Origin of the sequence: Micromonospora sp. CA-248212 (assembly GCF_050948405.1) — a bacterium.
In the GTDB taxonomy this organism is placed as follows: domain Bacteria; phylum Actinomycetota; class Actinomycetes; order Mycobacteriales; family Micromonosporaceae; genus Micromonospora.
In genome coordinates this window covers 3,377,186-3,402,686 of record NZ_CP192023.1, presented here as the reverse complement: position 1 = coordinate 3,402,686, position 25,501 = coordinate 3,377,186, and the positions used below count along the sequence as shown (strand labels likewise).

The window sequence follows — 25,501 nt, the reverse complement described above, 5'->3', positions numbered from 1 at the left end:
CACCCCCGCCGTCAGGCCGGATCCAGCTCGACCAGTGGCTGGTCGTACTCCACCGGCTGACCGTCCTCGACGAGGATCGCGACCACCCGGCCGGCCCGGTCGGCGCTCACCTCGTTCATCAACTTCATGGCCTCGACGATCGCCACCGGCTGACCGGGACGGACCAGGTCGCCGACCGCGACGAACGGCCCAGCGCCCGGCTCCGGCGCGCGATAGAACGTGCCGACGATCGGCGCCCGGATCGCGGCGCGGCCCGGAACCGGGGGGCGGATCAGCGCGGCCGGCGGACCGGGCGCGGCCGCGGTCGGCGGCGGCGTGGCGGCGGCCACCGGCAGGGCCGCAGGTACGCCCGAGCCGCCGACCGGCTCGTCCGGATGCCACTCGATCTCGAGCACGGTCGCCCCGCTGCGCAGCCGGATCCGGCGTACCGGCCCGGCCAGCTCGGCGAGCAGGTGCCGGGCCTGTCGGCGTAGCCCGGCCAGCACCTCCTCGCCGTCCGTGTCGGATCCCTGGGATCCGTCCGCCCGGACGCGCCCGTCGACGTCCGCCCGGCCGTTCGGGCCGTCGGCGGTGGACACCGTCGCGCCGGCCGTCATCGGGCACCCGCCTGGTTGCCGGCGCGGGTGGCGCCGAACCGACGGAAGCGCTGCCGTCGCAGGCGGACCAGCATCGCGGGCGGAACGTCCAGCAGCGGCAACAGATTGGCCAGCAGGGCGGCGCGCAGCCGCCGGGCGGTCTCCGCCGGGTCGTCGTGGGCGGCCGTCGCGGGCTCGGAGACGATCTCGTCGACGACGCCGAGGCGACACAGGTCGGGCGCGGTCAGCCGCAGCGCGCGGGCCGCCTGTGGGGCGGCGGAGCGGTCCGGCCAGAGGATGGCGGCGCAGCCCTCCGGGCTGATCACCGAGTAGACGGCGTGTTGGAGCATCAGCACCCGGTCGGCGACGCCGAGGGCCAGCGCGCCGCCGCTGCCGCCCTCGCCGGTGATCACCGTGACGACGGGGGTCGGCAGCACGGTGAGGGTGAGGATGTTCTCCGCGATCGCCGCCGCCTGCCCCTGCTCCTCGGCGCTGATCCCCGGGTCCGCGCCGGGCGTGTCGATGAGGGTGACCACCGGCAGGCCGAGTCGCGCGGCGAGACGCATCAGCCGCAACGCCTTGCGATGCCCGGCCGGGCTGGCCATGCCGAAGTTGCGGGCGACCAGGTCGGCGGTGGTGTGCCCCTTCTGGTGGCCGATCACCATCACGTGCCGCCCGGCCAGGCGGGCGATCCCGCCCACGATGGCCGGGCAGTCCCCGCCGAGCCGGTCGCCGTGCAACTCGACGAACCCGTCGAAGACCGAGTCCAGGTAGTCCAGGGTGGTGGGTCGGCCGGGGTGGCGGGCCGTGCGCACGGTGTCCCACGCGTCGCGTACCGCCGGCTGCGTGCCGTCGTCGGCCGCCGCCGTGGGCGGTCGCTGCCCGTCGGCCACCGCCGGCGGGACCGCGTCCACCAGACGCTCGTGGTGTCGCGCCGGCTCCTGACGGGGTACGGACGCCCGCGCCGGACGGCCGGTGCGGGCCGCGGCCAGCAGCGCCGCCAGCCGACCGCGCAACGACCGGCGCTGCACCACCATGTCGACCTGCCCGTGACGCAGCAGGAAGTCGGCGGTCTGGAACCCCTCCGGCAGGGCGCGACCGGTGATCTGACGGATCACCCGTGGACCGGCGAAGCCCATCCGGGCGCCGCTCTCGGCGAGCACCAGGTCGGTGTTGGTGGCGAAGGATGCCGCCACGCCGCCGTAGGTCGGGTCGGTGAGCACGCTGACGGTGAGCAGGCCCGCCTCGCGCAGGGCGGCGATCGCCTGGCTGACCGTGGCCATCTGCATCAGCGACAGGGCGCCCTCCTGCATCCGGGCGCCGCCGGACGCGGTGACCAGGATGAGCGGCACCCGGTCGTCGAGCGCCCGCTCGGCGGTGCGGGTGATCAGCTCGCCCACCGCGGCGCCGAGGCTGCCGCCGAGGAAGCGGAAGTCCATCACCGCCAGGGCGGCCGAGTGCCCGCCGATGGTGGCGGTGCCACAGAGAACAGCCTCGGGCAGGCCGGTGGCGGCCCGCGCGGCGGTGAGCCGGTGCGGGTACGGGAGCACGTCGACGAAGTTCAGCGGGTCCGCCTCGGGTATCCGGTCGGGCAGCAGGCGCAGCGAGCCCGGGTCGACGAGCTGCCGCAGCCGCTCCGGCGCGCCGAGGCGGGAGTGCTCCCCGCACTCCGGGCACACGTCCAGGTTGCGGCGTAGCCGCTTGCGGTAGAGCAGGCTCGCGCAGCCGGCGCAGCGGGACCAGAGCTGCTCCTCCTGCCCCGCGGCGGCGGTCACGAGCGCCCTCCGGCGTCGAACCGGTAGAAGCAGCGCGCCATCGCGTCGCGCGGGGAGCGCCAGGTCGGCAGGTACGGCGAGACGTACGGCCGGAGCCGGTCGCTGACCCGGATGAACTCGGGGTGGCCCCGGGCGGCCTCGACCGCCGGCTGCGCCGGCTGCTCGGTCTCGAGCAGGTGCACGTAGAGGTCGTGCAGCCGGTACAGCGCGCGGTGCCGGACGCCGACCAGGCGCGGTAGCTCGGTCGCGTCCGACTCGGCGAAGATTTCGGCGACCTGCTCCTGCGCGGTCGGTACGACCTTCGCGATGATCAGCGATCGGTCCATGGCTGGGCCTCCCCCCACGGCGTCCGGGTCGGCCGGATGAGCCCCGGGGACGCGCTGGACGACTGCCGCCACGATGCGGCAGTCGTCGTCACGGCGGCGTCACCGCGACGGATCGACCGGCGACGCCAAACGGTGACGCTGCGTTGACGCAACCTGTGTATGAGCTATGCGTCCCATGTGCAGCCCGCCTCGAATGATCGATGTTTTTGCAGTTCAGAACCGATTTCATGGGCGAGATTGGGCCAACATGGGCGTTGACTCACCGTGACCGTAATTGATAATCTTCACGGTGGTCAGCCCGGCGGCTCCGGCGGGTGACGCCGCGCGTGGACAGCCGTGGTCGGATTCCATCGACGGAGCCGACGGTGGCGACGCGGGCAGCCGATCCGGGACACAGCAGACAGTCGGGACGAGCGTTCCACAGAGGGGTGCCGCCGTGGCCGCTGATCCGTCCGTGCCGACCGCCGAAGGCCCCGGCGAGGGTGACCTCGCGCTGCACCTGCTCGGCGGCTTCCGCCTCCTGCACGCCACCGCGCACATCGTGGTGCCGCGCGGACTGCAACGGGTGATCGCCCTGATCGGGCTGCGCCCCGGCGCCACCCGCAGCCAACTCGCCGGGCTGCTCTGGCCCGACGTGTCCGAGGAGCGGGCGCTGTCGTCGCTACGGACCGCGCTGTGGCGGCTGCGGCAGGACCCGTGCTGCCCGATGGTCGTGGCCGGCGACACCGTCCGGCTGGCCCCGGCCGTCCGCCTCGACGTCGACGACCTCGTCGGGACGGCCGAGCGCGTCCGCAACGGCGACGACCCGCGGACCACCGCCGGGGCGCTCGCCGCCGGCCGGCACGACCTGCTGCCCGGCTGGTACGACGACTGGGTGTTGCTGGACCGGGAACGGCTGCGGCAACTGCGTCTGCACATGCTGGAGCAGGTGTCCGCCCAGCACCTCGCCGCGGGGCGGCACGGCGAGGCGTTGGAGGCAGCGTTGGAAGCGATGGCCGCCGAACCGCTGCGCGAGACACCGCACCGGCTGGTGGTCCGCATCCACCTCGCGGAGGGCAACGCGTTCGAGGCCGTGCACGCCTTCTACGTCTACCGGGACCTGCTGCGCCGCGAGCTGCGCCTCGAACCCAGCCCGGCGATGAGCGCCCTGCTCGACGACACGCTCGCCCCGATCCGGGCGGCCACCCGCCCCGCCGCCGGCCGGGACACCGCCGTACGGCCGTCACCGGCCGGTCGGCACACGTGACGGTGACGTGACACGGCCTGCGGCACGGTGACCGCATCAAGCACGTGACCACCGGCCTGCGGGTCGGGATCGGCCACCGGCGGAAGGGGTCCCATGAGTCGTCTACTGATCGTCAGCCGGATCATCCCAGGCGCGGAGGGGCGGGTCGCCCAGATCTTCGCCGAGTCCGACGCCACCGAACTGCCCGGCCTCACCGGCGTCACGCACCGGTCCCTGTACGGCCTGCACGACGTGTTCGTGCACGTCATCGAGACCTCGGACGTCAATCCGGGCGCCCTCGCCGCCGCCCGTAACCATCCGCTGTTCCAGCAGGTCAACGAAAGGCTCGCGGCGCACACCTCGCCGTACCTGTCGACCTGGCGCTCCCCGAAGGACGCCATCGCCGAGTGCTTCTACCGCTGGGACGCGGCCGACGCGGCGGCGCCTCACCCGGCCGGCTGACATGTCCACCACGGGACCGCACGTCCTGGTCATCGGCGCCGGCACCGGCGGCCTGTGCCTGGCGCACGGGCTGCGCCGCGCCGGCATCAGCGTCGCCGTCTACGAGCGGCATCGGCACAGCGGAGAAGGGCTGCTCGGATACCGCGTGGGCATCGGTCCGACCGGCAGCCGGGCACTGCGCGACTGCCTGCCACCTCAACTGTTCGCCACGTTCCTGGCAACCTGCGCCCGGCCGCCGAGCTACTTCAACGTCGTCACCCAGCGGCTGCGCGAGACCGCGTCGTTCGAGCTGCGGCCGGCCGTCGATCCCGTGCGGACGGAACACTCGGTGGCCCGGATGGTGCTGCGCCAGGTGCTGTTGACCGGCCTGGCCGACGTGGTGCACTTCGACAAGACCTTCGTCCGGTACGAGCAGCACGACGACGGCACGGTCACCGCCCACTTCGCCGACGGGACCACCGCCACCGGCGACCTGCTGGTGGCGGCGGACGGCACGCACTCGGCGGTCCGCCACCAGTACCTGCCGCACGCGGTCATCCGGGACGCCGGGACGATCAACATCGCCACGCGCATCCCGCTGACCGCGCAGACCCGCGGTCTCGTGCCCGAGCGCGTCGCCAAGGGCATCTCGCTGATCTTCGGCGTCGGCGGCACGATGGGCGTGCTGCACGTGATGGAGTTCAAGTGGGACGCGAACCGGACGATCAAGCCCGGCGTCGGCGACGACGACGCCGCCCTGCTGCGGGCCTGGTCCGGCCTGTCCGAGCAGACCAGCGCCGACTACATCAACCTCATCATCTGGAGCACCGCCCGTCGGTTCCCGTCCGACGTCCTGGAGCGCCGGGGCGAGGACCTGAAGCGGGTCGCGCTGGACCTGACCCCGAACTGGCACCCGGACCTGCGGGAACTGTTGCGGACCAGCGATCCGGGCAGTGTCCTGCCGATCAGGGTGAGCACGTCCGAGCCGACGCCACCCTGGAAGAGCAGCACCGTCACCCTGCTCGGGGACGCCATCCACACGATGACCCCCGGGCGCGGGGTGGGGGCGAACACCGCGCTGCGCGACGCCCGCCTGCTCTGCCAGCACCTCACCAGCGCCGTCGCCGGGGACAAGACGCTCGTGCAGGCCGTGGCGGACTACGAAGCCGCCATGGTGCCGTACGGCTTCGCACGGGTCGCCGAATCACTGAACCGCAGCGGCACCAACGGCGAGGACCGGATGTACCGCCCGGTGGTGGGCCGTCTCGCCCTGCTCGGCGCGCGCGGCTACTTCGGAGTGACCAGTCGGGTGCCCCCACTGCGACGCCGTTTCGTCGACGACTTCCACACCTACGAGGGCGACGAGGACTGACCGCGGCACCCACCGACCCGGGTACGACGTGCGAGCGTCGTACCCGGGTCGCCTCGTGCCCGGCGGGCGCCGGTCGCGACGTCGGCGCTGGTGGGCGCGACGCTGCGTCACCCGTCGGGCACCCCGCGAGGTGGTGGGCGTCGGCGCGCGCCGTACGACCGGTCCTGTCTGTCGTCGTCCGATCGCGTGTGCGAAGCTGCGGCGAGTTTTTCTCGTGACTTTCTCGACGAGGTGAGAGGGAGGTTCGCCGTGGAGTGGTCTATCGGACACTCGCTGATAGTGGTCGTGGCGGTGTTGCTGGGCCTGGCCGCCGGATGGTTGCTGCGCGGCCGGCAGGGCGCGGGGGCCGCCGCACGGCCCATCGTGGACGGCGATCCCGTCGCCGGTCTGGCCGTGGTCACCAGCCCGGAGCCACCGGCCATGACCGACGAGGCCCGGCTGGCGGCGAGCATCGACTCCCCGCCCGCGGCGGTCGCCGACGAGCCGGCCCCGGTCGACACGGTCAGCGCGCCGGCCACCGTGACCACGTCGGACGATTCCGCGCCGGACGCCGTCGACCCCGGCGACATGGCCCTCACCGAAGCCCCGCCGACCGTTCCGGCCGATGACCGGACCGACGCGGTCGACGAGCCGGGCACGGTCGACGAGCAGCCCGCCCCGGCGACGGTGGTCGCCCCGCGCCAGCCGCTGGACGACCGCACCGACACTCCGTCGGACGAGCCGATCGACGCCACGCCGGTCGACACCACGCCGGCCGAGCCGGTCGATGCCACCCCGGCCGAGCCGATCGACGCCACCCCGGCCGACACGACGCCGGCCGATGCCACCCCGGCCGAGCCGGTCGACGCCACCCCGGCCGAGACCGTCCCGGCCGCGCCGGACGAGCAGGCCGAGGCCGCTCCCGCCGAGAGCGCGTACACCGGGACGACGCCGGCCGACACGACCCCGGCGGTCGCGGCCGGTCTGCCGGCGGTGGACGTCGACGAGGCCGAGCCGGCGCGGGCCACGCCGCCGGTCCGCGCGGCCGACGCCCCGCCGATCCCGGCGACCACGGCGGACACCGACCCGACGGGCCCGGCGGACGACTTCCGTCGGATCCAGGGTGTGGGGCCGAAGATGGCGGCCGCGTTGCAGGCGGCCGGCGTGCGCACCTACCGCCAGCTCGGCGAGCTGGACGAGCCGGCGCTGCGCGACCTGATCCGGACCGCCGGCCTGCGCGCCGCGCCCGCGCTGGCCACCTGGCCCCAGCAGGCTCGGGTGCTGGCCGGCGCCGGCGACGCGGCGAGCGCCGTCCTGCCCGGCGGCGACCAGGGCTGACGCACCACCGTGAACCCCCGGACGTCCGCGCGGACGTCCGGGGGTTCGCTCGTTCCGAGCGCGCCCGACGGAGGCCGGGACGCGGGTCGACCAACCGCCCGGTCGGGGGACGGTGGGACGAATCCCGAGGTGGCGGGGTGGGCCGCTGGCTAGCGTCGGTCGGGGTGGGCCGGACGGTCCGCCACGTCGACCGGCACCGCAGGAGCGAGCGTGCAGTTCTCCGCGCCGGAGCCCGGGCCTGGCAGGACGCGACCACCGGTACGCGACCCGGATTCCCCCCGCCGGGTGACTCTGCTCGAACTCTTCTTCGACCTGGTGTTCGTGGTCGCGCTCGCGCTCATCTCACGCGGCATGGTCGACCAGCTCGACTGGCACCGCGCCGGACAGGCGTTGATCCTGCTGGCCGCCGTCTGGTGGACGTGGGCGATCACCACCCTCGTCACCGACCTGTACGACCCGGAACGGACCGAGATCAAGCTGCTGATCGCCTCGGTCATGTTCGGCGCGCTGCTGATGACCACCGCGATCCCCGAGGCGTTCAACGCGCGCGGCATCGTCTTCGCCGGCACGTACGTGGCCATCCACCTGGGGCGCGGGCTGTTCCTGATGCCGGCCGTGCGTCGCCAACCACAGACCCAGCGCCGGGCGTTGCGCATCTTCACCTGGTTCGTCGTGTCGGCGATCCCCTGGATCATCGGCGCGTTCGTCGCCGGTGACGCCCGGCTGGCGTGCTGGGCCATCGCGCTGGCCATCGACTACACCGGCTTCCGGCTCGCGTACCCGGTGCCGGGGCTGGGGGTGGTGCCGGAGCCGCAGCGCAACGTCACGGCCGAGCACCTGTCCGAGCGGTACCAGCAGTTCTTCATCATCGCGCTCGGCGACGCCATCCTGACCATCGGCACCATGTTCAACCTGGCGCACACCGAGGCCCAGAACATCGCCTCGTTCGCGGTGGCGTTCGGGACCACCCTGCTGCTCTGGCGGATCTACGTCCACAAGTCCGGCCAGCTGCTGCCGACGGCCATCAAGATGTCCGGCGCGCCGGCCAAGTTTCTGTTCACCGCCCCGTACACCCACCTGCTGATGATCGCCGGAGTGGTGACCACGGCCGCCGGGTTCGACCTGGTGCTGCACGACCACCCGGGACGTACGCCGCCGGCCTGGGTGGCGGTGATCCTCGGCGGCCCGGCGCTGTTCCTGGTCGGCCGGTCCTCGTTCGAGTACGAGGTGTTCAGTCGGGTGTCGCCGTCCCGCCCCGGTGGGCTCCTCGCGTTGCTCACGATCGCGCCCGTGGTGATGTACCTGCCACCGCTGGCCGCCTCGTTCGGCGCGCTGCTGGTGCTGGCCGGGGTCGCCTACGCGGACCACCTCCGCAGCCACGGCAAACCGCCGGAGCCCCCCGCACCGCCGCACTGAACCAGCCGCCGGCCGGCGGGCGGTCACACCAGCGCGCCCGCGTACCCCCGGGCCTGTAGCCGCTGCCCGGCGGTGTTGCCGAGGCGCACCTGGAGGCCCAGCGGCACGGCGGCACGGCGGACGTCGTCCACGTGCAGCGAGCCGTGCCGGTCAACGGTCAGCACCGGCGGCTCCTCCAGCTCGCCAACCGGCGCGTGGAAGGAGAGCAGGGTCACCGAGGTGGTGAGGTAGCCCGGGTAGGCGGCGCGGGCCACCGCCTCGTCCGGGTGGGCGAGCACCACCAGGTCGCGCAGGTGAGCGAAGTCGGCCGCGAGCGCGCCGGCCTTCCAGTGGGCCGGCTCGTCGGCGGCGCCGGTGTGGTGCCGGGACCGGTTCGCCGACGTGATGTAGAGGTGGTCGGTGCCGGTCTCGGCGAGCGCCCGCTCGAAGAACGTGTTGGACGGACAGGTGAGGCCGGGAGCGATGACCTGGGCGGTCCGCAGTCCGCAGTCGACCTGGGTGAGGTGGTCGGGCAACCGGTCGGCGGCCGGACCCCGGAAGCCGAACGGCCCGGCACCGTAGAGGGCGTCCATCAGGGCCCGCACCCGGCCGACCGGCAACCGGGGTGAGATACGGGACCAGTCGAACATCCCCGGGATACGTCCGATCGCGGTGGTGATGCTGCCGACCTGGTCGACGGCCCGGCCCTTGGCCAGGTTCACCCGACGGACGGTGGCCGGGTCCGGGCGGGCGACGAGGGCGTAGACGTTGGCGAACGCCACCGCGACGACCGCGCCTCCGGCGAGCGCGCGGGCAGCGACCGCGACGTCGTGGGGGCGGTCGACGTAGAGCGATGGTGTCGGGACGTCCATGGGTCCTCCTCGGCGGGCCGTGAGGCAGTTCTACGTCCGATGCCCCGCGCGGCGGCCGGGTCGGTCGGCGATCCGATAGCCGCGCGCGGAGACCTCGTGCGGGCGGCCGATGCCGGCATCGTCCGGACGGACGATGCGGCGGGGGTACGACGCGTCCACCGTTAGCGGCGCGACCCGATTGGGTACAACGCGTGCACCTCAGCTCCACCACATTCCTTCAGGAGGCAGCGATGCGCGGCACCTCGATACTCGGAGTCATCGTCGTTATCTGGCTGGTGATCGGCGCGGTCGCCGCCGGCCAGCGGGGCTACTACAGCGGCGACGACACCAACTGCGCCGAGGCGGGCACGATCCTGGTCACGATCGTGGCCGGACCGTTGAACTACATCGGGGCCAATCCCAAGATCGACTGCAAGCTGCCCGAGCCGTCCAAGTAGGACGAAGGCGGTTCGCCCGGCCCGCGCCCGCGTAGGGCGCGGGCCGTTTTCCGTCCCAGGGTCGGGCGGGCGGTCGGGCGGCGGTCGGCGGTCGGGCGGTCGGCGGTCGGCGGTCGGCGGTCGGCGGTCGGCGGTCGGCGGTCGGCGGTCGGCGGTCGGTCGGGTGATGGTGAGGGCGGTGCCCAGGGCGGGCGCAATGGGGCGAAGAAGCCGAAAGGTGATGTCGGGGCGTTCATCGCGAAGAGGGGACATCTATCCGGCACCTGGCCGCTGACAGCCAAAAAGTTTTGTGGGGTCTCTACAACTCAGCGGCGGTTGGTTCGGCCGTTGCACCATGGCGCCGTCCGCTCCGAGCCGGAAAAGTGATCACTGCCGGGAGCCGTCGTGTCTCGGCACGTACAGATGGTCTACCAAAGGGGTCAGTCGGGTGTTCAACCGCGTCGCCATCGTCAACCGTGGTGAGGCCGCCATGCGGCTCATCCACGCGGTCCGGGAGCTGGCCGCGGAGACGGGCAGCCGGATCGAGACGGTCGCCCTCCACACCGACGTCGACCGCACGGCCACCTTCGTGCGCGAGGCCGACATCGCCTACGACCTCGGGCCCGCGTCGGCGCGCCCGTACCTGAATCTCGCGACGCTCGAGCGCGCCCTGACCGAGACCGGCGCCGACGCCGCGTGGGTCGGCTGGGGCTTCGTCGCCGAGGATCCCGCCTTCGCCGAGCTGTGCGAGAAGATCGGGATCACCTTCGTCGGACCGAGCCCGGAGGCCATGCGCCAGCTCGGCGACAAGATCGGCGCAAAGCTGATCGCCGAGCAGGTCGGCGTGCCGGTCGCGCCGTGGAGCCGCGGCGCCGTCGAGAGCCTGGAGGCCGCGACGGCGGCAGCGGCCGAGATCGGCTACCCGCTGATGCTCAAGGCGACGGCCGGCGGCGGCGGGCGCGGCATCCGCGTGGTCACCAGCGACGCCCAACTCGCCGACGCGTACGAGCGCACCAGCCAGGAGGCGGCGCGGGCGTTCGGCAGCGGCATCGTGTTCCTGGAGCGCCTGGTCACCGGTGCCCGGCACGTCGAGGTCCAGGTGATCGCCGACGGTCAGGGCACCGCGTGGGCGCTGGGCGTGCGGGACTGCTCGGTGCAGCGGCGCAACCAGAAGGTCATCGAGGAGTCGGCCTCGCCGGTGCTCGACAAGGCGCAGGCCGCCGAGCTGAAGACGTCGGCGGAGCGGCTCGCCGTGGCGGTCGGCTACCGGGGCGCGGCGACCGTCGAGTTCCTCTACCACCCCGGCGACCGGCTGTTCGCGTTCCTGGAGGTCAACACCCGCCTGCAGGTCGAGCACCCGATCACCGAGCTGACCACCGGATTCGACCTGGTCAAGGCGCAGCTGCACGTCGCGTCGGGCGGCCGGCTCGTGGGTGACCCGCCGGTGGAGCGCGGGCACGCCATCGAGGCCCGACTCAACGCCGAGGACCCCGACCGTGACTTCGCGCCGTCGCCGGGGCGGATCGCGCGGCTCGACCTACCCGCCGGGCCGGGCATCCGGGTGGACACCGGCGTCAGCGAGGGCGACACCATCCCGGCCGACTTCGACTCGATGATCGCGAAGATCATCGCGTACGGGCGGAACCGGGACGAGGCGCTGGGCAAGCTACGGCGGGCGATGGCCGACACCACCGTCATCATCGACGGTGGCGCGACGAACAAGAGCTTCGTGCTCGACCTGCTCGACCAGCCGGAGGTCATCGACGCCAGCGCCGACACCGGCTGGATCGACCGGGTCCGGGGCGAGGGCCGGCTCGTCACGCACCGGCACTCCGCGGTCGCCCTGGCCGCCGCCGCGATCGAGTCGTACGAGGAGGAGGAGCACGCCGAGCGGCAGCGGCTCCTGTCGACCGCCGCCGGTGGGCGTCCGCAGGTGCAGCACGCCAGCGGCCGACCGCTGGACCTCAAGCTGCGCGGCGTCACCTACCGGCTGCGGGTGGCCCGGATCGGCGCGCACCGGTTCCGTGTCGGCATCGAGGCGGGCGGCGACGTCCGCACGGCCGACGTCGAGCTGGACCGCTTCGACCGGCACACCGGCCAGATCGCCGTCAACGGCATCCGGTACCGGCTGCTCACCGGCACGCACGGCCCGACCCACCTCGTCGAGGTGGACGGCGTGACGCACCGGGTCAGCCGGGACGAGGGCGGCGTCCTGCGCTCCCCCATGCCCGCGCTCGTCGTCGCCACCCCGCTGGAGGTGGGCGCCGAGGTCGAGGCGGGCGCGCCGGTGCTGGTGCTGGAGGCCATGAAGATGGAGACGGTGCTGCGCGCGCCGTTCCGGGCCCGACTCAAGGAGTGCGCCGTCTCGGTGGGCAGCCAGGTGGAGGCCGGTGCGCCGCTGCTGCGGCTGGAGCCGGTCGCCGACGAGGCCGCCGACACCGTGGCCGCCCCGAGCGGCCCCACCGTCGAGCTGGACCTGCCCGCCGCCGACGCCGGCCTGTCGGCGTACGAGCGCAGCCGGCGCGGTCAGGAGGACCTGCGCGGCCTGCTGCTCGGCTTCGACGTCGACCCGCACGACGACCGGCGGGTGCTCGACGACTATCTCGTCGTACGCCGGTTGGCGGCCGAGGACGGGCACCGGCCGCTGGCCGCCGAGCTGGACCTCGTCGACGCGTTCGCCGACCTGGCCGAGCTGAGCCGCAACCGGCCGACCGGCGAGGACGGCGGCGCGCACGCGCGCAGCGACCGGGAGTACCTGCACACCTACCTGCAGAGCCTCGACGTGGAGCGGGCCGGTCTGCCGGACGCCTTCCAGGCCAAGCTCGCCAAGGCGCTCAGCCACTACGGCGTGACCGACCTGGAGCGCTCCCCCGGCCTGGAAGCCGCGGTGTTCCGGATCTTCCTGGCCCAGCAGCGCGCGTCCGTCGACGCCACCGTCGTGGCGTCGCTGCTGCGGGAGTGGCTGCGCGAGACGCCGCCGGACGAGTCGCTGCGCGAGCCCGCCGGTCTGGCGTTGGAGCGGCTGGTGGCCGCGACGCAGGTCCGCTTCCCCGTGATCGCCGACCTGGCCCGGGGCGTGGTGTTCGCCTGGTTCGCGCAGCCGCTGCTGCGCCGCAACCGCGCCCGCGTCTACGCGCAGGTGCGGGCCCACCTGCGACACCTGGACGCCCACCCGGATTCGCCCGACCGCGCCGAGCGCGTCGCCGAGATGGTCCGCAGCACCGAGCCACTGGTCCGACTGCTGGGCCAGCGCCTCGTGCGGCACCACCTGGACAACACGGTCATGCTGGAGGTGCTCACCCGCCGCTACTACGGCAACAAGGCGCTCAACCGGGTGCGGACCCGCGAGGTCGCCGACTGCTCCTTCGTGGTCGCCGAGCGCGCGGACTCCACCGTGGTCTCCGCGGCCGTCCGCTTCGACGGGCTGGGCGACGCGCTGCGCGGGCTCGCCGAGCTGGCCGGCGCCGAGGATTCCGTCGACGCCGACATCTACCTCGGCTGGGAGAACCAGCCGGAGGACTTCGACGCGATGGCAGCCGCGCTGCGCGACGTGCTCGCCGCCCATCCGTTGCCGGCGCGGGTCCGTCGGCTCACCGCCACCGTCGCGGGTCGCGGCGGGGCGGTCATGCACCACCACTTCACCTTCCGCCCGTCCGACGCCGGGATGGTCGAGGACCGGCTGATCCGCGGTCTGCACCCGTACATCGCGCAGCGGATGCAGTTGGAGCGGCTGCACAAGTTCGACCTGACCCGGCTGCCGTCGTCGGACGAGGAGGTTTACCTCTTCCAGTGCGTGGCGCGGGAGAACCCGGCCGACGAGCGCCTGGTGGCGTTCGCCCAGGTACGTGACCTGACCGAGCTGCGCGAGCAGGACGGCCGGCTGGTGGCGCTGCCCACCGCCGAGGACGCGGTGGCGGCCTGCCTCGACTCGATCCGCCGGGCCCAGTCGCGCCGGCCGTCGAAGACGCGCTTCACCACCAACCGGATCGTCGTCTACGTGTGGCCGCCGAGCGAGCTGACCCGCGAGGAGATGGAGATGATCGCCGGGCGGGTGCGCCCGACGACGGTGGGCGCCGGCCTGGAGGAGATCCTGTTCATCGCGCGTCAGCGCGACCGCCGCACCGGCGAGCTGACCAAGATCGCCGTACGGATCTCGTTCGACGCCCAGGGCGGCGCGGAGCTGACCGTCGGCGAGCCGCCGGCCGAGCCCGTCGAGCCGCTCGACGAGTACCGACTGAAGGTGCTGCGGGCCAGCAGCCGCAACACGGTGTACCCGTACGAGCTGACCGGTCGGCTCGGTGAGTTCGTCGAGCACGACCTCGACGACGCGTACGCGCTGGTCCCGGTGGACCGGCCCAAGGGGCGCAACCGCGCCGCGATCGTCGCCGGTGTCGTCACCGCGCCCACCGAGCGACACCCGCAGGGCGTGACCCGGGTCGTGCTGCTCGGCGACCCGACGAAGTCGTTGGGCGCGCTGTCCGAGCCGGAGTGCCGGCGGGTGATCGCCGCCCTGGACCTGGCGGAGCGGATGCGGGTGCCGCTGGAGTGGTGGGCGCTGTCGGCCGGGGCCAGGATCTCGATGACCTCGGGTACCGAGAACATGGACTGGGTGGCGGCGGCGCTCAAGCGCATTGTCGAGTTCACCCAGGCCGGCGGTGAGATCAACATCGTGGTCGCGGGCATCAACGTGGGCGCGCAGCCGTACTGGAACGCCGAGGCCACGATGCTCATGCACACCAAGGGTGTCCTGGTGATGACCCCGGACTCGGCGATGGTGCTCACCGGCAAGCAGTCGTTGGACTTCTCCGGCGGCGTCTCCGCCGAGGACAACTTCGGCATCGGCGGGTACGACCGGGTGATGGGTCCGAACGGGCAGGCGCAGTACTGGGCGCCGAACCTGACCGCCGCGCGGGACGTGCTGATGGCCCACTACGACCACACGTACGTCGCGCCCGGCGAGGACGCGCCGCGTCGCGCGACCACCACCGACCCGGTGGACCGGGACATCTCGGAGTTCCCGCACGACGTGGCGGGCAGCCCGTTCCGTACCGTCGGCGAGATCTTCTCCGCCGAGGCCAACCCGGACCGCAAGAAGCCGTTCGACATCCGGACGGTGCTGCGGGCCATCGCCGACCAGGACCGCCCGGTGCTGGAGCGGTGGGCGGGCATGGCCGACGCCGACACGGCGGTCGTGCAGGACGCCCACCTGGGCGGCATCCCGGTGTGCCTGCTCGGTATCGAGTCCCGGTCGGTGCCGCGTCGGGGGTTCCCGCCCACCGACGGCCCGGACACCTACACGGCGGGCACGCTCTTCCCCCGCTCGTCGAAGAAGGCCGCGCGGGCCATCAACGCGGCCAGCGGCAACCGGCCGCTGGTCGTGCTGGCCAACCTGTCGGGCTTCGACGGCTCGCCCGAGTCGATGCGCAAGCTGCAACTGGAGTACGGCGCGGAGATCGGCCGGGCGATCGTCAACTTCCAGGGCCCGATCGTGTTCTGCGTGATCTCGCGGTACCACGGCGGCGCGTTCGTGGTGTTCTCGAAGGCGCTGAACCCGAGCATGACGGTGCTCGCGTTGGAAGGGTCGTTCGCCTCGGTGCTCGGTGGCGCTCCCGCCGCCGCGGTGGTGTTCTCCGCCGACGTCAACGCCCGGACGGCCGCCGACGAGCGGGTACGCGCCCTGGAGGCCCGTGTCGCCGCCGCGTCCGGCACCGAGCGCGCCGCGTTGACGGCCGAGCTCGACGAGCTGCGGTCCTCGGTGCGGGCGGAGAAGCTCGGCGAGGTGGCTACCGAGTTCGACCGGGTGCACAACATCCAACGGGCCGTCGAGGTCGGCTCGGTGGACGCCGTCATCCGCGCCGCGGAGCTGCGTCCGCGCGTCATCGAGGCGATCGAGGCGCGGCTGAACGCTTGATCCGCCGCCGGTCCCGCTGAGTGGGGACGGCGCCGACCCATCCGGGTCGGTGCCGTCCCCGCTGTCGTTGACGCCCTGCCGCTCGGCGCAGCGGCGAAACTTTCATCCGATGACTATCCACAGTCGCGCAGCTCACCCGACTGTTTTCCGGAAGTTTTCAGAGTTGACGGGGCCCATCGACGGCCATAATGTTTCGAACGAGTTTCCGGTCCTTCGAAGCCACTCCCCGCGCCCTTTCATCCCGGGCCGCACCCTTCCTTCAAAGATCGACACTTGTCGATCATTATCGAGAGGTAGGCAGATGAAGCCAAGACGGTGGATCAGCGCCGGCGTCGTCGCCGTCGCGACCGCTGCGGCGTTGAACGCGGTTCCGGCCACCGCGAGCCGGCCGTACGACCCGACCAGCCAGACGCTCGCGGCCCTCGGCCAGCGCCACGGCCTGAAAATCGGCACCGCGGTCAACGCAGAGGCGCTCAACGACGCCAACGACCCGCGCTACCGCCAGCTCGCCGCCTCGGAGTTCTCCTCGGTCACCGCCGAGAACGCGATGAAGTGGGAGAGCCTGGAGCCCACCCGGGGCACCTACGACTGGACGGCCGCCGACCAGCTCATCCAGTTCGCCCAGCGCAACCACCAGAGCGTCCGGGGCCACGTGCTGGTCTGGCACAACCAACTGCCCGCCTGGCTCACCAGCGGCGTCGCCGACGGCACCATCAGCAAGCAGGAGCTGCGCGAGCTGCTGCGCAAGCACATCACCACCGTCGTCGACCACTTCAAGGGCAAGATCTGGCAGTGGGACGTCGTCAACGAGGCGGTCAGCGACCCCTGGGACACCCCGTCGACGCTGCACTACAAGGGTTTCTGGGCGCAGAACCTGGGCCCGGACTACATCGCCGACGCGTTCCGCTGGGCCCGCGCCGCCGACCCGAAGGCGCTGCTGTTCTACAACGACTACAACATCGAGGCGTTCGGCTCGGGCAACCCGGCCGACGACAAGACGCAGTTCGTCTACGACATGGCCAAGGGCCTGCGCGCCAAGGGCGTCCCGATCGACGGCGTCGGCTCGCAGGGCCACCTGGGCACCCAGTACGGCAACTTCGACACCCTGCAGGTGACCGCCGCCCTGAAGCGCTTCTCCGCGCTCGGCCTGGCCACCGCGTTCACCGAAGTCGACGTCCGGAGCCAGCTGACCGAGGGCGTCCGGGCCGGCAACTCCGAGGAGATCAATCCCCGGTTGCAGGCGTCGGCCGCCAACTTCAGCGTGCTGATGAAGGCGTGCCTCGCCGTACGCGACTGCCTGTCGTACACCGTCTGGGGTTTCAGCGACAAGTACTCGTGGGTGCCGGACTGGTTCAACGACCCGCCCGAGGGCCTGGCCACCATCTACGACGAGAACTACCAGCCCAAACGGGCGTACCAGGAGCTGAAGTCGGATCTGATCTTCGCCGGCCCGCCGTACGTCCTGCCGCGCGTCGCGCCCCGGCCGCACCGCTGAACCGGCACGGGTCGTGCGGGGTCCACCCTCCCCGCACGGCCCGTGTCAGCGGGCCACCGTCATGTCGTCATCGGGCAGGAGCGGACGCATGAACGTCCGCTCGTAGCGCACCACGCAACCCGACTCGTCACGGATCGCCTCGGCCGCGACGAACTCCGGGTCCTGGCCGAACCGTGCGCGGTACCGCTCGTACGCCGCGAGGCTGTCGAAGCTGAACAACGCCTCGGCCCGGTCGCTGGCGCCCTCGGCGGGCAGAAAGTAGCCGTGGTGCACGCCGCCGTGCCGGGCCACGAGCCGCATCCACGCGCGGGCGAACCGTTCGAACGCCTCGATCTGCGCGGGGTCGATGGTGTAGTGCACGACGCAGGTGATCATCGGTCCACCATAGAGCTCCGGGCGGCCGGCAGTAGGATCGCGGACACCTCGGCGAAGAGTGCCGCCCTGCTGCCGGAGTCCGCATGTCCGACGATCCGCCCGGCGACACCGACCGCCGCCGGGGCACGACCGTCCCTGGTCGGCGCGCGAACGGCCCGTTCCGCGCGATTCGCCGGGCCCTCGCCGTCGGCTGTCTCGTCGTCGTCGCCGCTGTGCCGGCCCGGCCCGTCCCCGCCTCCCCCGGGCCCACGACCCTGTGGGTGGCGCAGATGAACCTGTGCGACAGCGGTCGCGCCGCCTGCTACGCCGGCCGGGCGGTGCCCAGGGCCGCCGAACTGATCAGGACCGAGCGGCCCGATCTGGTCACCCTCAACGAGATCTGCCAGGACGACGTGCCCACGCTGGAGGCGGTGTTCGCGACGGTCCACGGCCGCGCGAGAGTCACGTCCGCCTTCCAGGCTGCCGGCGACCGGCCCAGCGGCGCCGACACCCGGTGCCGCAACGGCCGGGCGTACGGCATCGGTCTGCTGGCCCGACTGCCGACGACGGTCAGCCGGTACACGGTGCACGGTGGGATCCACCCGGCGCAGGACCTCGCCGACCCCGAGGAACGACCCTGGCTGTGCGTGCACGTCGAGGGCGGGTTCAACGCCTGCACCACCCACCTGGCGGCCACCAGCCGCAGCGTCGCGCTCACCCAGTGCGGCCACCTGATCGACGGGATCCTGCCCGCCATCGCCCGCAGCGCCGGGTACGCCCCAACGGTGCTGAGCGGCGATTTCAACCTGCGCCCCGGCGACGTCGGGTCCTGCGTGCCGCCCGGTCATCCCCGCGTCGGTGACGGGGCGGTGCAGCACATCGTGGCCAGCGACGACATCAGCATGTGCTGCGCCCGGTCGGTGGACCTGGACGGGGCGACCGATCACCCCGCCCTGTTGGCCACCCTCGTCGTCGGCTGCGCCCGCCCGGCCCGTCAGTCCTCGTCGTCGTCCGGTTCGAGGTCCTGCTCGTAGTAGTCGAGGTCCTCCTCGTCCATGTCCTGCGCGGCCAGCGTCTTCTCGGCCTCGTCGGCGCGACCCTGCGCCCGCAGCGCGAGGGTCAGCACCGCGGTGGCCTCGTAGCCGTACTCGTCGGGGTCCTCGGCCAGCACCTCCCGGGCCTCCGCCTCGGCGCGGGCCGGCTCGCCGAGGCGCAACCGCAACCGTGCCCGGTGCAGCCGGGCCGAGCGACGACCGTCCGCCAGCTCGTCGCCGTCGAACAGGGTGACGGCCCTGTCGAGCCGGTCGAGCGCCTCGCCGGTACGGCCGGCGCGGTCCAGCAACTGCGCGGCGGCCACCTGGTCCCGGCCCGACAGCTCGGCGGAGGTGGGCCGCGCTGCCGCGCCGAGGGCGTCGACGCGCGCCAGCACCGCCCAGGCGACGTCGTCCGGCGGCCGGTTGGCGAGCCGGCCCAGCGCCTTGCGCAGCACCCGCAGCTCGGCGTCGGCGTCACCGTTGGCCCGGTGCCGGTCGGCGGCCGTGACCAGGTGCGTGAACCCCTCCGTACCGTGGAGCAGGTCGGCGGCGTCCTCCAGGACAGCCGCCAGCGGCGGCAGCCCGTCGGGCAGCTCCCCGGCCCGGATCAGCTCGGCCAGCACCACCCGCGCGGCATCGCGGTGGTGGTAGCCCCGGCGGTACAGCTCCCACAGCAGGTGGCGGCAGCGCAGCGCGTCGTCGCGCAGACCGACCCGGTCGAGGCTGCGGACCGCCTCCTCGGCGGCCTCGATCGCGTCCTCCTGCCGGCCCGCGTTGCGCAGGGTGTGCGCCACGTCGAGCCGGGTCCGCGCGGCGCCGGCCTGGTCGCCGGCCGCGGTGAGCGCGGCGACCCGTTCGACGAGCGCGGCCAGCGCCGGGTCGGCTGCCCGCTCGGACGTGGTGACCCGCCCGGCGAGGACGGTGAGCGGCACGTGCCGCGCCACCGGCGTCGCCGCCATCCGCGCCTCGACCCGCTCGCTCTGGTGCCGGTTGCCGTTGCGGACGTCGAACCGGGCGGCGATCGCGCGGGCCTGCGCGGCCACCTCGTCGTGGACCTCGGCGACCGTCGCCTCCCAGCGGCGGGTGCCGTCGTCCGAGCGGCGGGACACCACCAGGTCGGCGTGGCCCGCCGCGCGCAGCCGGCCGAGCACCAGCGCGGCGGACGCGGCGAACTCCATCGCCGCGTACGGCGACGAGGGGCGCTCCAGCCAGCTCAGGTGCCGCTCCACCAGCTCCAGGCCCCGCGCCTCGTTGCCGGTCAGCCCGCAGAACAGCACGTGCTGGGCGAGGTTGTCGAGGTGGTGACGGTCGTCGCGGATGCGGCGGTAGCCGTCCCGGTGGGCCTCGACGGCCTCGTCGTAACGGCCCGTCCGCAGGTACGGCGTGAGCAGCTCGCTGAGCATCCACTGTGGCTGTTCGGTGCAGCCGCCGCGCTTGTACGGCTCCCCGATGGTGATGGCCTCGTCGAACCTGCCGAGCGACGTGAGGTGCCGGACCTGCCCCGACGGAACACACGCCTGGCAGTCCGACATCGAGTCGCGCTTGGCGGTGGCCATCCGGTCGTACGCCTCCTGGGCGGCATCCATGTCCCCCACGTGGTGCGCCACGAGCCAGCGGTGCTGGTGGACCGCGTGCAGGCTGTGCCCGGCGAGCCGGTAGCGGCGCTGCATGTCGTCAAGCACCGCCCTGGTGCGCTCCAGCGGGATGTCCGGGAACTGGGGCAGCGCCCAGACGATCCACTTGAAGTCCCACAGCAACGTGCGGGTGTGGTAGGCCTCGACCACCTCGGGCTGCCGGTCGGCCGTCGCCAGGCACCAGGAGAAGGCGAGGAACGCCCGGGTCGGGTCGCCGCCGTGGTGGAAGTCGCTGATGGCGTTCATCCGGGCCGAGAAGGCGAACGGCACGTCGCCGGCCGCGTCCGCGTGCCGGAAGACCGCGTCCAGCGCGGCGAAGCGGGCCGGACCACGTGGCAGCGCGTACGCCTGCGCCAGGCGGTCCCGCAGCTCCTGCTCGGAGGTGGTCATCGGGTTCCCTCCATGGCGCGGGCGAGCAGACCGAGGAACGACTGGTTCAACGCGGCCGTGTCGGCGGGCCGCAGCGGCTGGTGGCCCAGCAGCAGCGCCTGCACGTACAGGCCCTCGATCGCCAGCGTCGTCAGCTCGTCGTCGCCGGCGGCGATGGCCTGCCGGACGAGGGGGTTGCGGTGGTTGAACACGAGCTGCGGTCGCTCGTCGCGGCCCTGCGTGAAGGTGCCGAGGATCGACGACCACAGTTCGTCGGCCTGCTCCTGCCCCTGACGCAGGTCCACCGCCAGGGCGGTGTCGCCGTCGAGCAGGTGCAGCGCCGGCATGCTGGCCGGTTCGAAGGCACGCACCAGCACCTGCACGCCGAGCCGGTCGAGGGTCCGCTGCGCCAGGACGAGGAAGGGCCGCACGGCCAGCTCGACGTCCGGGTCGAGCGGTTCCAGCCGGGTCGCCAGGTCACTCGCCGTGAGGATCTCGGTGACGACGCCGCTGTCCACGTCGGGCAGCCGACGCAGCAACTCGGCGTCGTACACGTAGCCCGCGTTGACCACGGCGATCCCCTGGGCGGCGGCGACCGCGGCGAGCTGCCGGAACTCGTCCACCGACGGCGTGTACCGCACCACGCCGTGCCGATCCCGGAACTCGGCGAGCGTCAGTGGGCCCATGTTCGTCTCGAACGGCCACCACTGCTCGACCAGGCGCAGCATCTCGTCGTCGTGCACCGCCAGGGCCTTGACGCCCAGGTGGTGCACCCGCAGGAAGGCCTGGAGGCGACGCGGGTCGGTGCGTCCGAGCCGGGTCATCCAGCCGCGCAGGGTGTCGCCCAGCGCGTCGCGGACCTCGTCGAGCAGCGCGTCCTCGTAGAGCGCCTCCCGACTCGCGGTCGGGCGCAACTCGGTGGTGTCGACCACGCACCGGACGAAGAAGGCCCACTCCGGCAGCAGCCGTTCGATGTCCTCGGAGAGGAGCATCTGTTTGAGGTAGACCCGGTGGGCCACCCGCGACGTCGGGTTGGCCGGCATGGGCAGCACGAACGCCACCCCGCGCAGGCCCGCCGCGGGAACCGCCAGGTCGATCACGTCGAAGGGCGGAAAACCGAAGACCTCCTGGGCGTACGCGTCGAGACGCTCCCGCCGTGCCGCCGCCGGCTCGGCCGGGTCGTTCTCCCAGGGGGCGAGGCCGGTGGTGATGGCCTCGTGCTCGACGTGGACGTCGATCGGCAGCAGCGACCCGTACAGCGCGGCGATCTCGACGACGGTGTCCCTGCGCAGCCAGTGCTCGGCGCCGCGCCGGGGCACCAGGGTCACCGTGGTGCCCTGCGCGGGGCGTTCCCGCTCGGCCGGGGCGATGTGCAGCTCGTAGCGCCCGTCGCCGTAGCCGATCCACTCGACGGTCGGCGAGTCGGCCGCACGGGTGGACACCCGGATCTCGTCGGCGACCAGGAAGCAGGAGAGCAGCCCGATGCCGAACTGGCCGAGGAACTCGTGTCGGGCGAATCCCAGCTCGTCCCGCTTGGAGCTGCGGCCGATCGTGGCGAGCAGTTCGTGCACCTGCGCCTCGGTCAGACCGACGCCGGTGTCCTCGACGCGCAGCGTGCCGTCCCCGGTGGACTCCGGTGGGTAGATCCGGATCGAGCCCGGCGCGCCGGGCTCGCCCGCCCGACGGGCGGTGATCGCGTCGACGGCGTTCTGCATCAGCTCGCGGACGTAGACGCGTGGGCTGGCGTACAGGTGGTGACTGAGCAGGTCGACGATGCCGCGCAGGTCGACGTGGAAGGTGTAGCTCACAACCGCCCTCTCCCGTGATCCGATCGGCTGCACCCTAGCGGCTGGCCCGACGCGCTGGGGGCGCGTTTTCGTCGGACGGTCGTGCCATGCTGCCGCTCACCTTCAGGGCGAGGAGCGCAACGCATGGTCACGGTGATGGTTCGGGACGAGACGGCGACCGGCAGAGCCGTCGACAGTTGGCCGTTGACGGGCCTGCCGGAGCGCATCTCCGCGCGGGAGTTGGTCCGGCTGCGGGTCCGCGAGGAGGTGGCGCGGTTCAACGCCGCGCGGCCGCGGCACTTCCGGGGCCTGGTGCAGCCGACCGACACGGAGGCCACCCTGAACGGCTACCGGGTCGCCCCGGGCCGGCGACTCGACTGGGAGGCGCAGGCGGACCGGGCCTGTGCCGCGTTCTCCCACAACGGTTTCCTGCTGCTGGTCGGCGACCACCAGGTCGACGACCTCGACGAGGAGATCGACCTGCGATCCGACCTCGACGTGGCGTTCGTCCGGCTCGTCGCGCTGGTGGGCGGCTGACATGGGTGACTGGACGGCACTGCTCCCCCACCTGAGCGACGCGGACCGGCGGCAGGTGGAGACCGGTCTCGCCGAGGCCGACGAACGGATCCGCGCGGTGCTGCGCATCGCCAGCACCTACTACTGGGGATCCTCGGTGACGAACGTGCCCGAGTGGTCCACGGTGGAGTCGTGGTCGGCCGGGGAGCGCCGCCGCGCTGCCCTGGCCCTGCACCGGGAGTCGGCGTCCGGGATGAGCGGGGTGATGCCCGATCTCGCCACCGAGGATGTCCCCTTCACGCGGGCGGACCTGCTGTGGTGCCTGGACGTGGTCGCTCGCCGAGGCGGCGTCGACGACGGCACCGACCTGGAACTACCCGCCCTGATCGCGCCGCGCCTGACGGCCGCCGAGCTGGCCGACCTGGTGCCGGCGCTGTCCGCCCTGAACAGCGAGCTGCTCGACGACTACTTCGTCACGGCGGCGACCCGACGGCGTACCGTCACGCTGCTCGGCCAGGCCATCGACCGCGCCACCGGCAGCCGCCTGCCGGCGTGGTTGCTGCACCACGGGGACAGCTTCGGGCCCGCCGTCCGCGCCGACCTGGACGCCGACCTCGCCGCACCCGGCGTGCCGGAGCTGCTGGAGCACTGCGCCGCGTTGGAGAAACCGGCGGCGACCGCGAAGTGGCTGCGTCGCCTCGACGAACTGCTCGTGGCCGCGCACGGCGGCCGGCAGGTCGTCCGCCGGCTCCTCGAGGCGTTCGCCGCCCACGGGCGGAGCGTGCACGACGACACGGACCGCCTCCTGCGCGGGCTGGTCTGGGCGCTGTCCCGCGAGCGCGACGAGCGGGCGACGGAGCTGCTGGCCCGGGCCACCACGAGCGCGGCGTCCGCGCCACGCCAGGCCGCCGGATTCCCGTACGCCTCGCGGACCGCCATCGCGGCGGTACGGCTGCTGGCCGACCGGGACGGTGACGTGCCGCTGCGCACGCTGGCCCGCCTCGCGGTGACGGTCCGCAACAAGGCCGTACGGAGCCGGGTCCAGAGCGCGCTGACCCAGCTCGGGGCCCGGCGTGGCTGGTCGCTCAGCGAGGTCATGGAACTGGCCGTCGACGACCACGGGCTCGGACCGGACGGGCGGCTGCGCAGGACGGTCGGCCCGTACGAGGCGACGGTCGAGATCGTGGGCGAACGGGCGCGCCTGGTCTTCGCCCGCGACGGGGTCGACCTGAAGGGCGTTCCGGCCCAGGTGAAGCAGTCCCACGAGGACGACCTCGCCGAGCTGCGGGGCCTGGTCAAGCGGATCGGCGCGACGCTGGTCAGCGAACGTCAGCGGGTCGAGGGGCTGCTGTCCGAGGAGCGCGTCTGGTCGTACCCCGACTGGTCGTCGCGCTTGCTCGACCACCCGGTGACCGCGACCTACGGGCGGCGTCTGCTGTGGGAGACCAGCGCCGACGGCCGGCGCTGGACGGCCGGTCTGCCCCGGCGCAACGGCGACGGGTGGGCGATCGTCGATCGGGACGGCCACGCCCTCGCCCAGGGATCGGTCCGGTTGTGGCATCCGGCCCGCGCGGACACGGCCGAGGTGCTGGCCTGGCGCGCGCACCTGGTCGCCGCCGGCCTGACGCAGCCGTTCAAACAGGCGTTCCGCGAGGTCTACCTGCGCACGCCGGCGGAGGAGAAGACGGAGACCTACTCGAACCGCTTCGCCGCGCACATCCTGCGCTACCGGCAGGCCAACGCCCTGCTGCGCGCCCGCGGCTGGCAGGCGGGCTACCTGGGCACGTGGGACGGCGGGTACGACAGCGAGGCCACCAAGGTCTTCGGCGGCGGCGCGTGGCAAGCGTCCTTCCACCACGCGCTCGTCGACGACCCGCACGAGCGCCGCCACGACGTCGAGTACTGCTCGACCGACCAGGTGCGCTTCGCCCGGCACGACGGCAAGACGTGGCAACCCGCGCGGATCATCGACGTGCCACCGCTGGTGTTCACCGAGGCCATGCGCGACGTGGACCTGTTCGTCGGCGTCACCTCGATCGCCACCGACCCGCAGTGGGCCGACCGTGGTGAGGACCGCTTCTCCGTCTACTGGCACCGGACAGCGGTGGCCGAGCTGACTCCGTCCGCGCAGGTACGTCGGGACGCGCTCGCCCGGCTGCTGCCCCGGATGGCCATCGCGGACCGGGTGGACCTCACGGAGCGGTACCTGCGGGTGCGGGGCAACCTGCGCGCGTACCGCATCCACCTCGGGTCGGGCAACATCATGATGGAGCCCGATGACAGGTACCTCTGCATCGTCGCCGCGCGCACCCAGACCGGTCGCCTGCACCTGCCGTTCGACGACGACCCCATGCTCGCCACGATCCTGTCCAAGGCGATCATGCTGGCCGCCGACGACCGCATCACCGACCCCACCGTCCTGAGCCAACTCCGACCCACGGTGAGCGGTTGATGCCGACCGAGCGAGTGGACTACCGGCGCATAGCGAACGAGATAGCAGGAAGGATCAAGTCCGGCGAGCTTGCGCCGGGCGAGAAGCTACCGTCCACGCGGGAACTGGCCGGACAGCACGGCGTGCACATCTCCCCGATCAACCGGGTCACGACGATCCTGAAGGATCGCGGGTTGGTCGAGGGACATCCCGGTAAGGGTCTCTACGTGGCTGAAGCGGAGCAATCCGATTAACA

The 25,501-nt window shown here is 72.9% G+C and carries 19 protein-coding genes; 12 read left to right on the top strand and 7 right to left on the bottom strand.

Annotated features, from left to right (window positions below; all coding sequences use genetic code 11):
• Positions 1–11: 11 nt before the first annotated feature.
• Genes accB through ACQP03_RS16285 form a run of 3 tightly spaced genes read right to left on the bottom strand, consistent with a single transcriptional unit; the run spans position 12 to position 2,676 of the window.
• On the bottom strand, positions 12–596 hold the full coding sequence (gene accB, locus ACQP03_RS16295) for an acetyl-CoA carboxylase biotin carboxyl carrier protein (RefSeq protein WP_357394218.1): 585 nt from the start codon (positions 594–596) through the stop codon (positions 12–14).
• Entirely contained in the window at positions 593–2,350 is a 1,758-nt protein-coding gene (locus ACQP03_RS16290) for an acetyl-CoA carboxylase carboxyltransferase subunit alpha (protein WP_357394216.1), read from the bottom strand. The genes accB and ACQP03_RS16290 overlap by 4 nt, the downstream gene beginning before the upstream one ends.
• Complete coding sequence (locus ACQP03_RS16285) at positions 2,347–2,676, bottom strand: TcmI family type II polyketide cyclase (RefSeq protein ID WP_357119136.1); 330 nt, start codon at positions 2,674–2,676, stop codon at positions 2,347–2,349. The genes ACQP03_RS16290 and ACQP03_RS16285 overlap by 4 nt, the downstream gene beginning before the upstream one ends.
• Positions 2,677–3,112: 436 nt before the next feature.
• Between ACQP03_RS16285 and ACQP03_RS16280 the strand changes: the two genes are divergently transcribed.
• The 5 genes from ACQP03_RS16280 (at position 3,113) to ACQP03_RS16260 (ending at position 8,447) form a co-directional block, all read left to right on the top strand.
• Positions 3,113–3,922: an AfsR/SARP family transcriptional regulator gene (locus ACQP03_RS16280; protein ID WP_357394214.1), complete on the top strand. Its 810-nt coding sequence runs from the start codon at positions 3,113–3,115 to the stop codon at positions 3,920–3,922.
• 93 nt (positions 3,923–4,015) lie between these two features.
• Entirely contained in the window at positions 4,016–4,363 is a 348-nt protein-coding gene (locus tag ACQP03_RS16275; RefSeq protein ID WP_357119142.1) for a TcmI family type II polyketide cyclase, read from the top strand.
• Between the two features lies 1 nt (position 4,364).
• On the top strand, positions 4,365–5,714 hold the full coding sequence (locus ACQP03_RS16270) for an FAD-dependent oxidoreductase (RefSeq protein ID WP_357119145.1): 1,350 nt from the start codon (positions 4,365–4,367) through the stop codon (positions 5,712–5,714).
• A gap of 249 nt (positions 5,715–5,963) precedes the next feature.
• Complete coding sequence (locus tag ACQP03_RS16265; RefSeq protein ID WP_357394212.1) at positions 5,964–7,031, top strand: hypothetical protein; 1,068 nt, start codon at positions 5,964–5,966, stop codon at positions 7,029–7,031.
• 210 nt (positions 7,032–7,241) lie between these two features.
• Entirely contained in the window at positions 7,242–8,447 is a 1,206-nt protein-coding gene (locus ACQP03_RS16260; RefSeq protein WP_357119151.1) for a low temperature requirement protein A, read from the top strand.
• Positions 8,448–8,470: 23 nt separating this feature from the next.
• On the opposite strand, the gene ACQP03_RS16255 is transcribed toward ACQP03_RS16260, so the two are convergent.
• A complete protein-coding gene (locus ACQP03_RS16255; RefSeq protein ID WP_357170337.1) occupies positions 8,471–9,298 on the bottom strand; it encodes a hypothetical protein in 828 nt (275 codons plus the stop codon).
• Positions 9,299–9,528: 230 nt separating this feature from the next.
• Here ACQP03_RS16255 and ACQP03_RS16250 point away from each other — a divergent pair, with 230 nt between their 5' ends.
• The 3 genes from ACQP03_RS16250 (at position 9,529) to ACQP03_RS16240 (ending at position 17,120) form a co-directional block, all read left to right on the top strand.
• On the top strand, positions 9,529–9,735 hold the full coding sequence (locus ACQP03_RS16250) for a hypothetical protein (protein WP_355052696.1): 207 nt from the start codon (positions 9,529–9,531) through the stop codon (positions 9,733–9,735).
• 427 nt (positions 9,736–10,162) lie between these two features.
• Positions 10,163–15,625, top strand: coding sequence for a carboxyl transferase domain-containing protein (locus ACQP03_RS16245; RefSeq protein WP_433461062.1), 5,463 nt, complete (start codon positions 10,163–10,165; stop codon positions 15,623–15,625).
• Positions 15,626–15,926: 301 nt separating this feature from the next.
• Entirely contained in the window at positions 15,927–17,120 is a 1,194-nt protein-coding gene (locus ACQP03_RS16240; RefSeq protein ID WP_357394210.1) for an endo-1,4-beta-xylanase, read from the top strand.
• Between the two features lie 45 nt (positions 17,121–17,165).
• Here ACQP03_RS16240 and ACQP03_RS16235 read toward each other — a convergent pair whose 3' ends face one another.
• Positions 17,166–17,495: an NIPSNAP family protein gene (locus tag ACQP03_RS16235; RefSeq protein WP_357119165.1), complete on the bottom strand. Its 330-nt coding sequence runs from the start codon at positions 17,493–17,495 to the stop codon at positions 17,166–17,168.
• 83 nt (positions 17,496–17,578) lie between these two features.
• On the opposite strand from ACQP03_RS16235, the gene ACQP03_RS16230 reads away from it, so the two are divergent.
• Complete coding sequence (locus ACQP03_RS16230) at positions 17,579–18,508, top strand: endonuclease/exonuclease/phosphatase family protein (protein WP_357394208.1); 930 nt, start codon at positions 17,579–17,581, stop codon at positions 18,506–18,508.
• Here ACQP03_RS16230 and ACQP03_RS16225 read toward each other — a convergent pair.
• The gene (locus ACQP03_RS16225) at positions 18,469–20,532 is read right to left on the bottom strand and encodes a hypothetical protein (protein ID WP_357394206.1); all 2,064 of its coding nucleotides are present in this window, start codon (positions 20,530–20,532) and stop codon (positions 18,469–18,471) included. The two genes, ACQP03_RS16230 and ACQP03_RS16225, sit on opposite strands and share 40 nt — an antisense overlap.
• Positions 20,529–22,319 carry an HSP90 family protein gene (locus ACQP03_RS16220; RefSeq protein ID WP_357394204.1) on the bottom strand — a complete coding sequence of 597 codons (1,791 nt, stop codon included), beginning with the start codon at positions 22,317–22,319 and terminating at the stop codon, positions 20,529–20,531. Before ACQP03_RS16220 ends, ACQP03_RS16225 begins: the two co-directional genes overlap by 4 nt.
• A 123-nt stretch (positions 22,320–22,442) precedes the next feature.
• On the opposite strand from ACQP03_RS16220, the gene ACQP03_RS16215 reads away from it, so the two are divergent.
• The 3 genes from ACQP03_RS16215 to ACQP03_RS16205 are packed head-to-tail and all read left to right on the top strand — an operon-like array spanning position 22,443 to position 25,499.
• A complete protein-coding gene (locus ACQP03_RS16215) occupies positions 22,443–22,835 on the top strand; it encodes a hypothetical protein (RefSeq protein WP_357119177.1) in 393 nt (130 codons plus the stop codon).
• Between the two features lies 1 nt (position 22,836).
• Positions 22,837–25,266: a DUF4132 domain-containing protein gene (locus ACQP03_RS16210; RefSeq protein WP_357394202.1), complete on the top strand. Its 2,430-nt coding sequence runs from the start codon at positions 22,837–22,839 to the stop codon at positions 25,264–25,266.
• Entirely contained in the window at positions 25,266–25,499 is a 234-nt protein-coding gene (locus ACQP03_RS16205) for a winged helix-turn-helix domain-containing protein (protein ID WP_357394200.1), read from the top strand. Before ACQP03_RS16210 ends, ACQP03_RS16205 begins: the two co-directional genes overlap by 1 nt.
• Positions 25,500–25,501 lie beyond the last annotated feature (2 nt).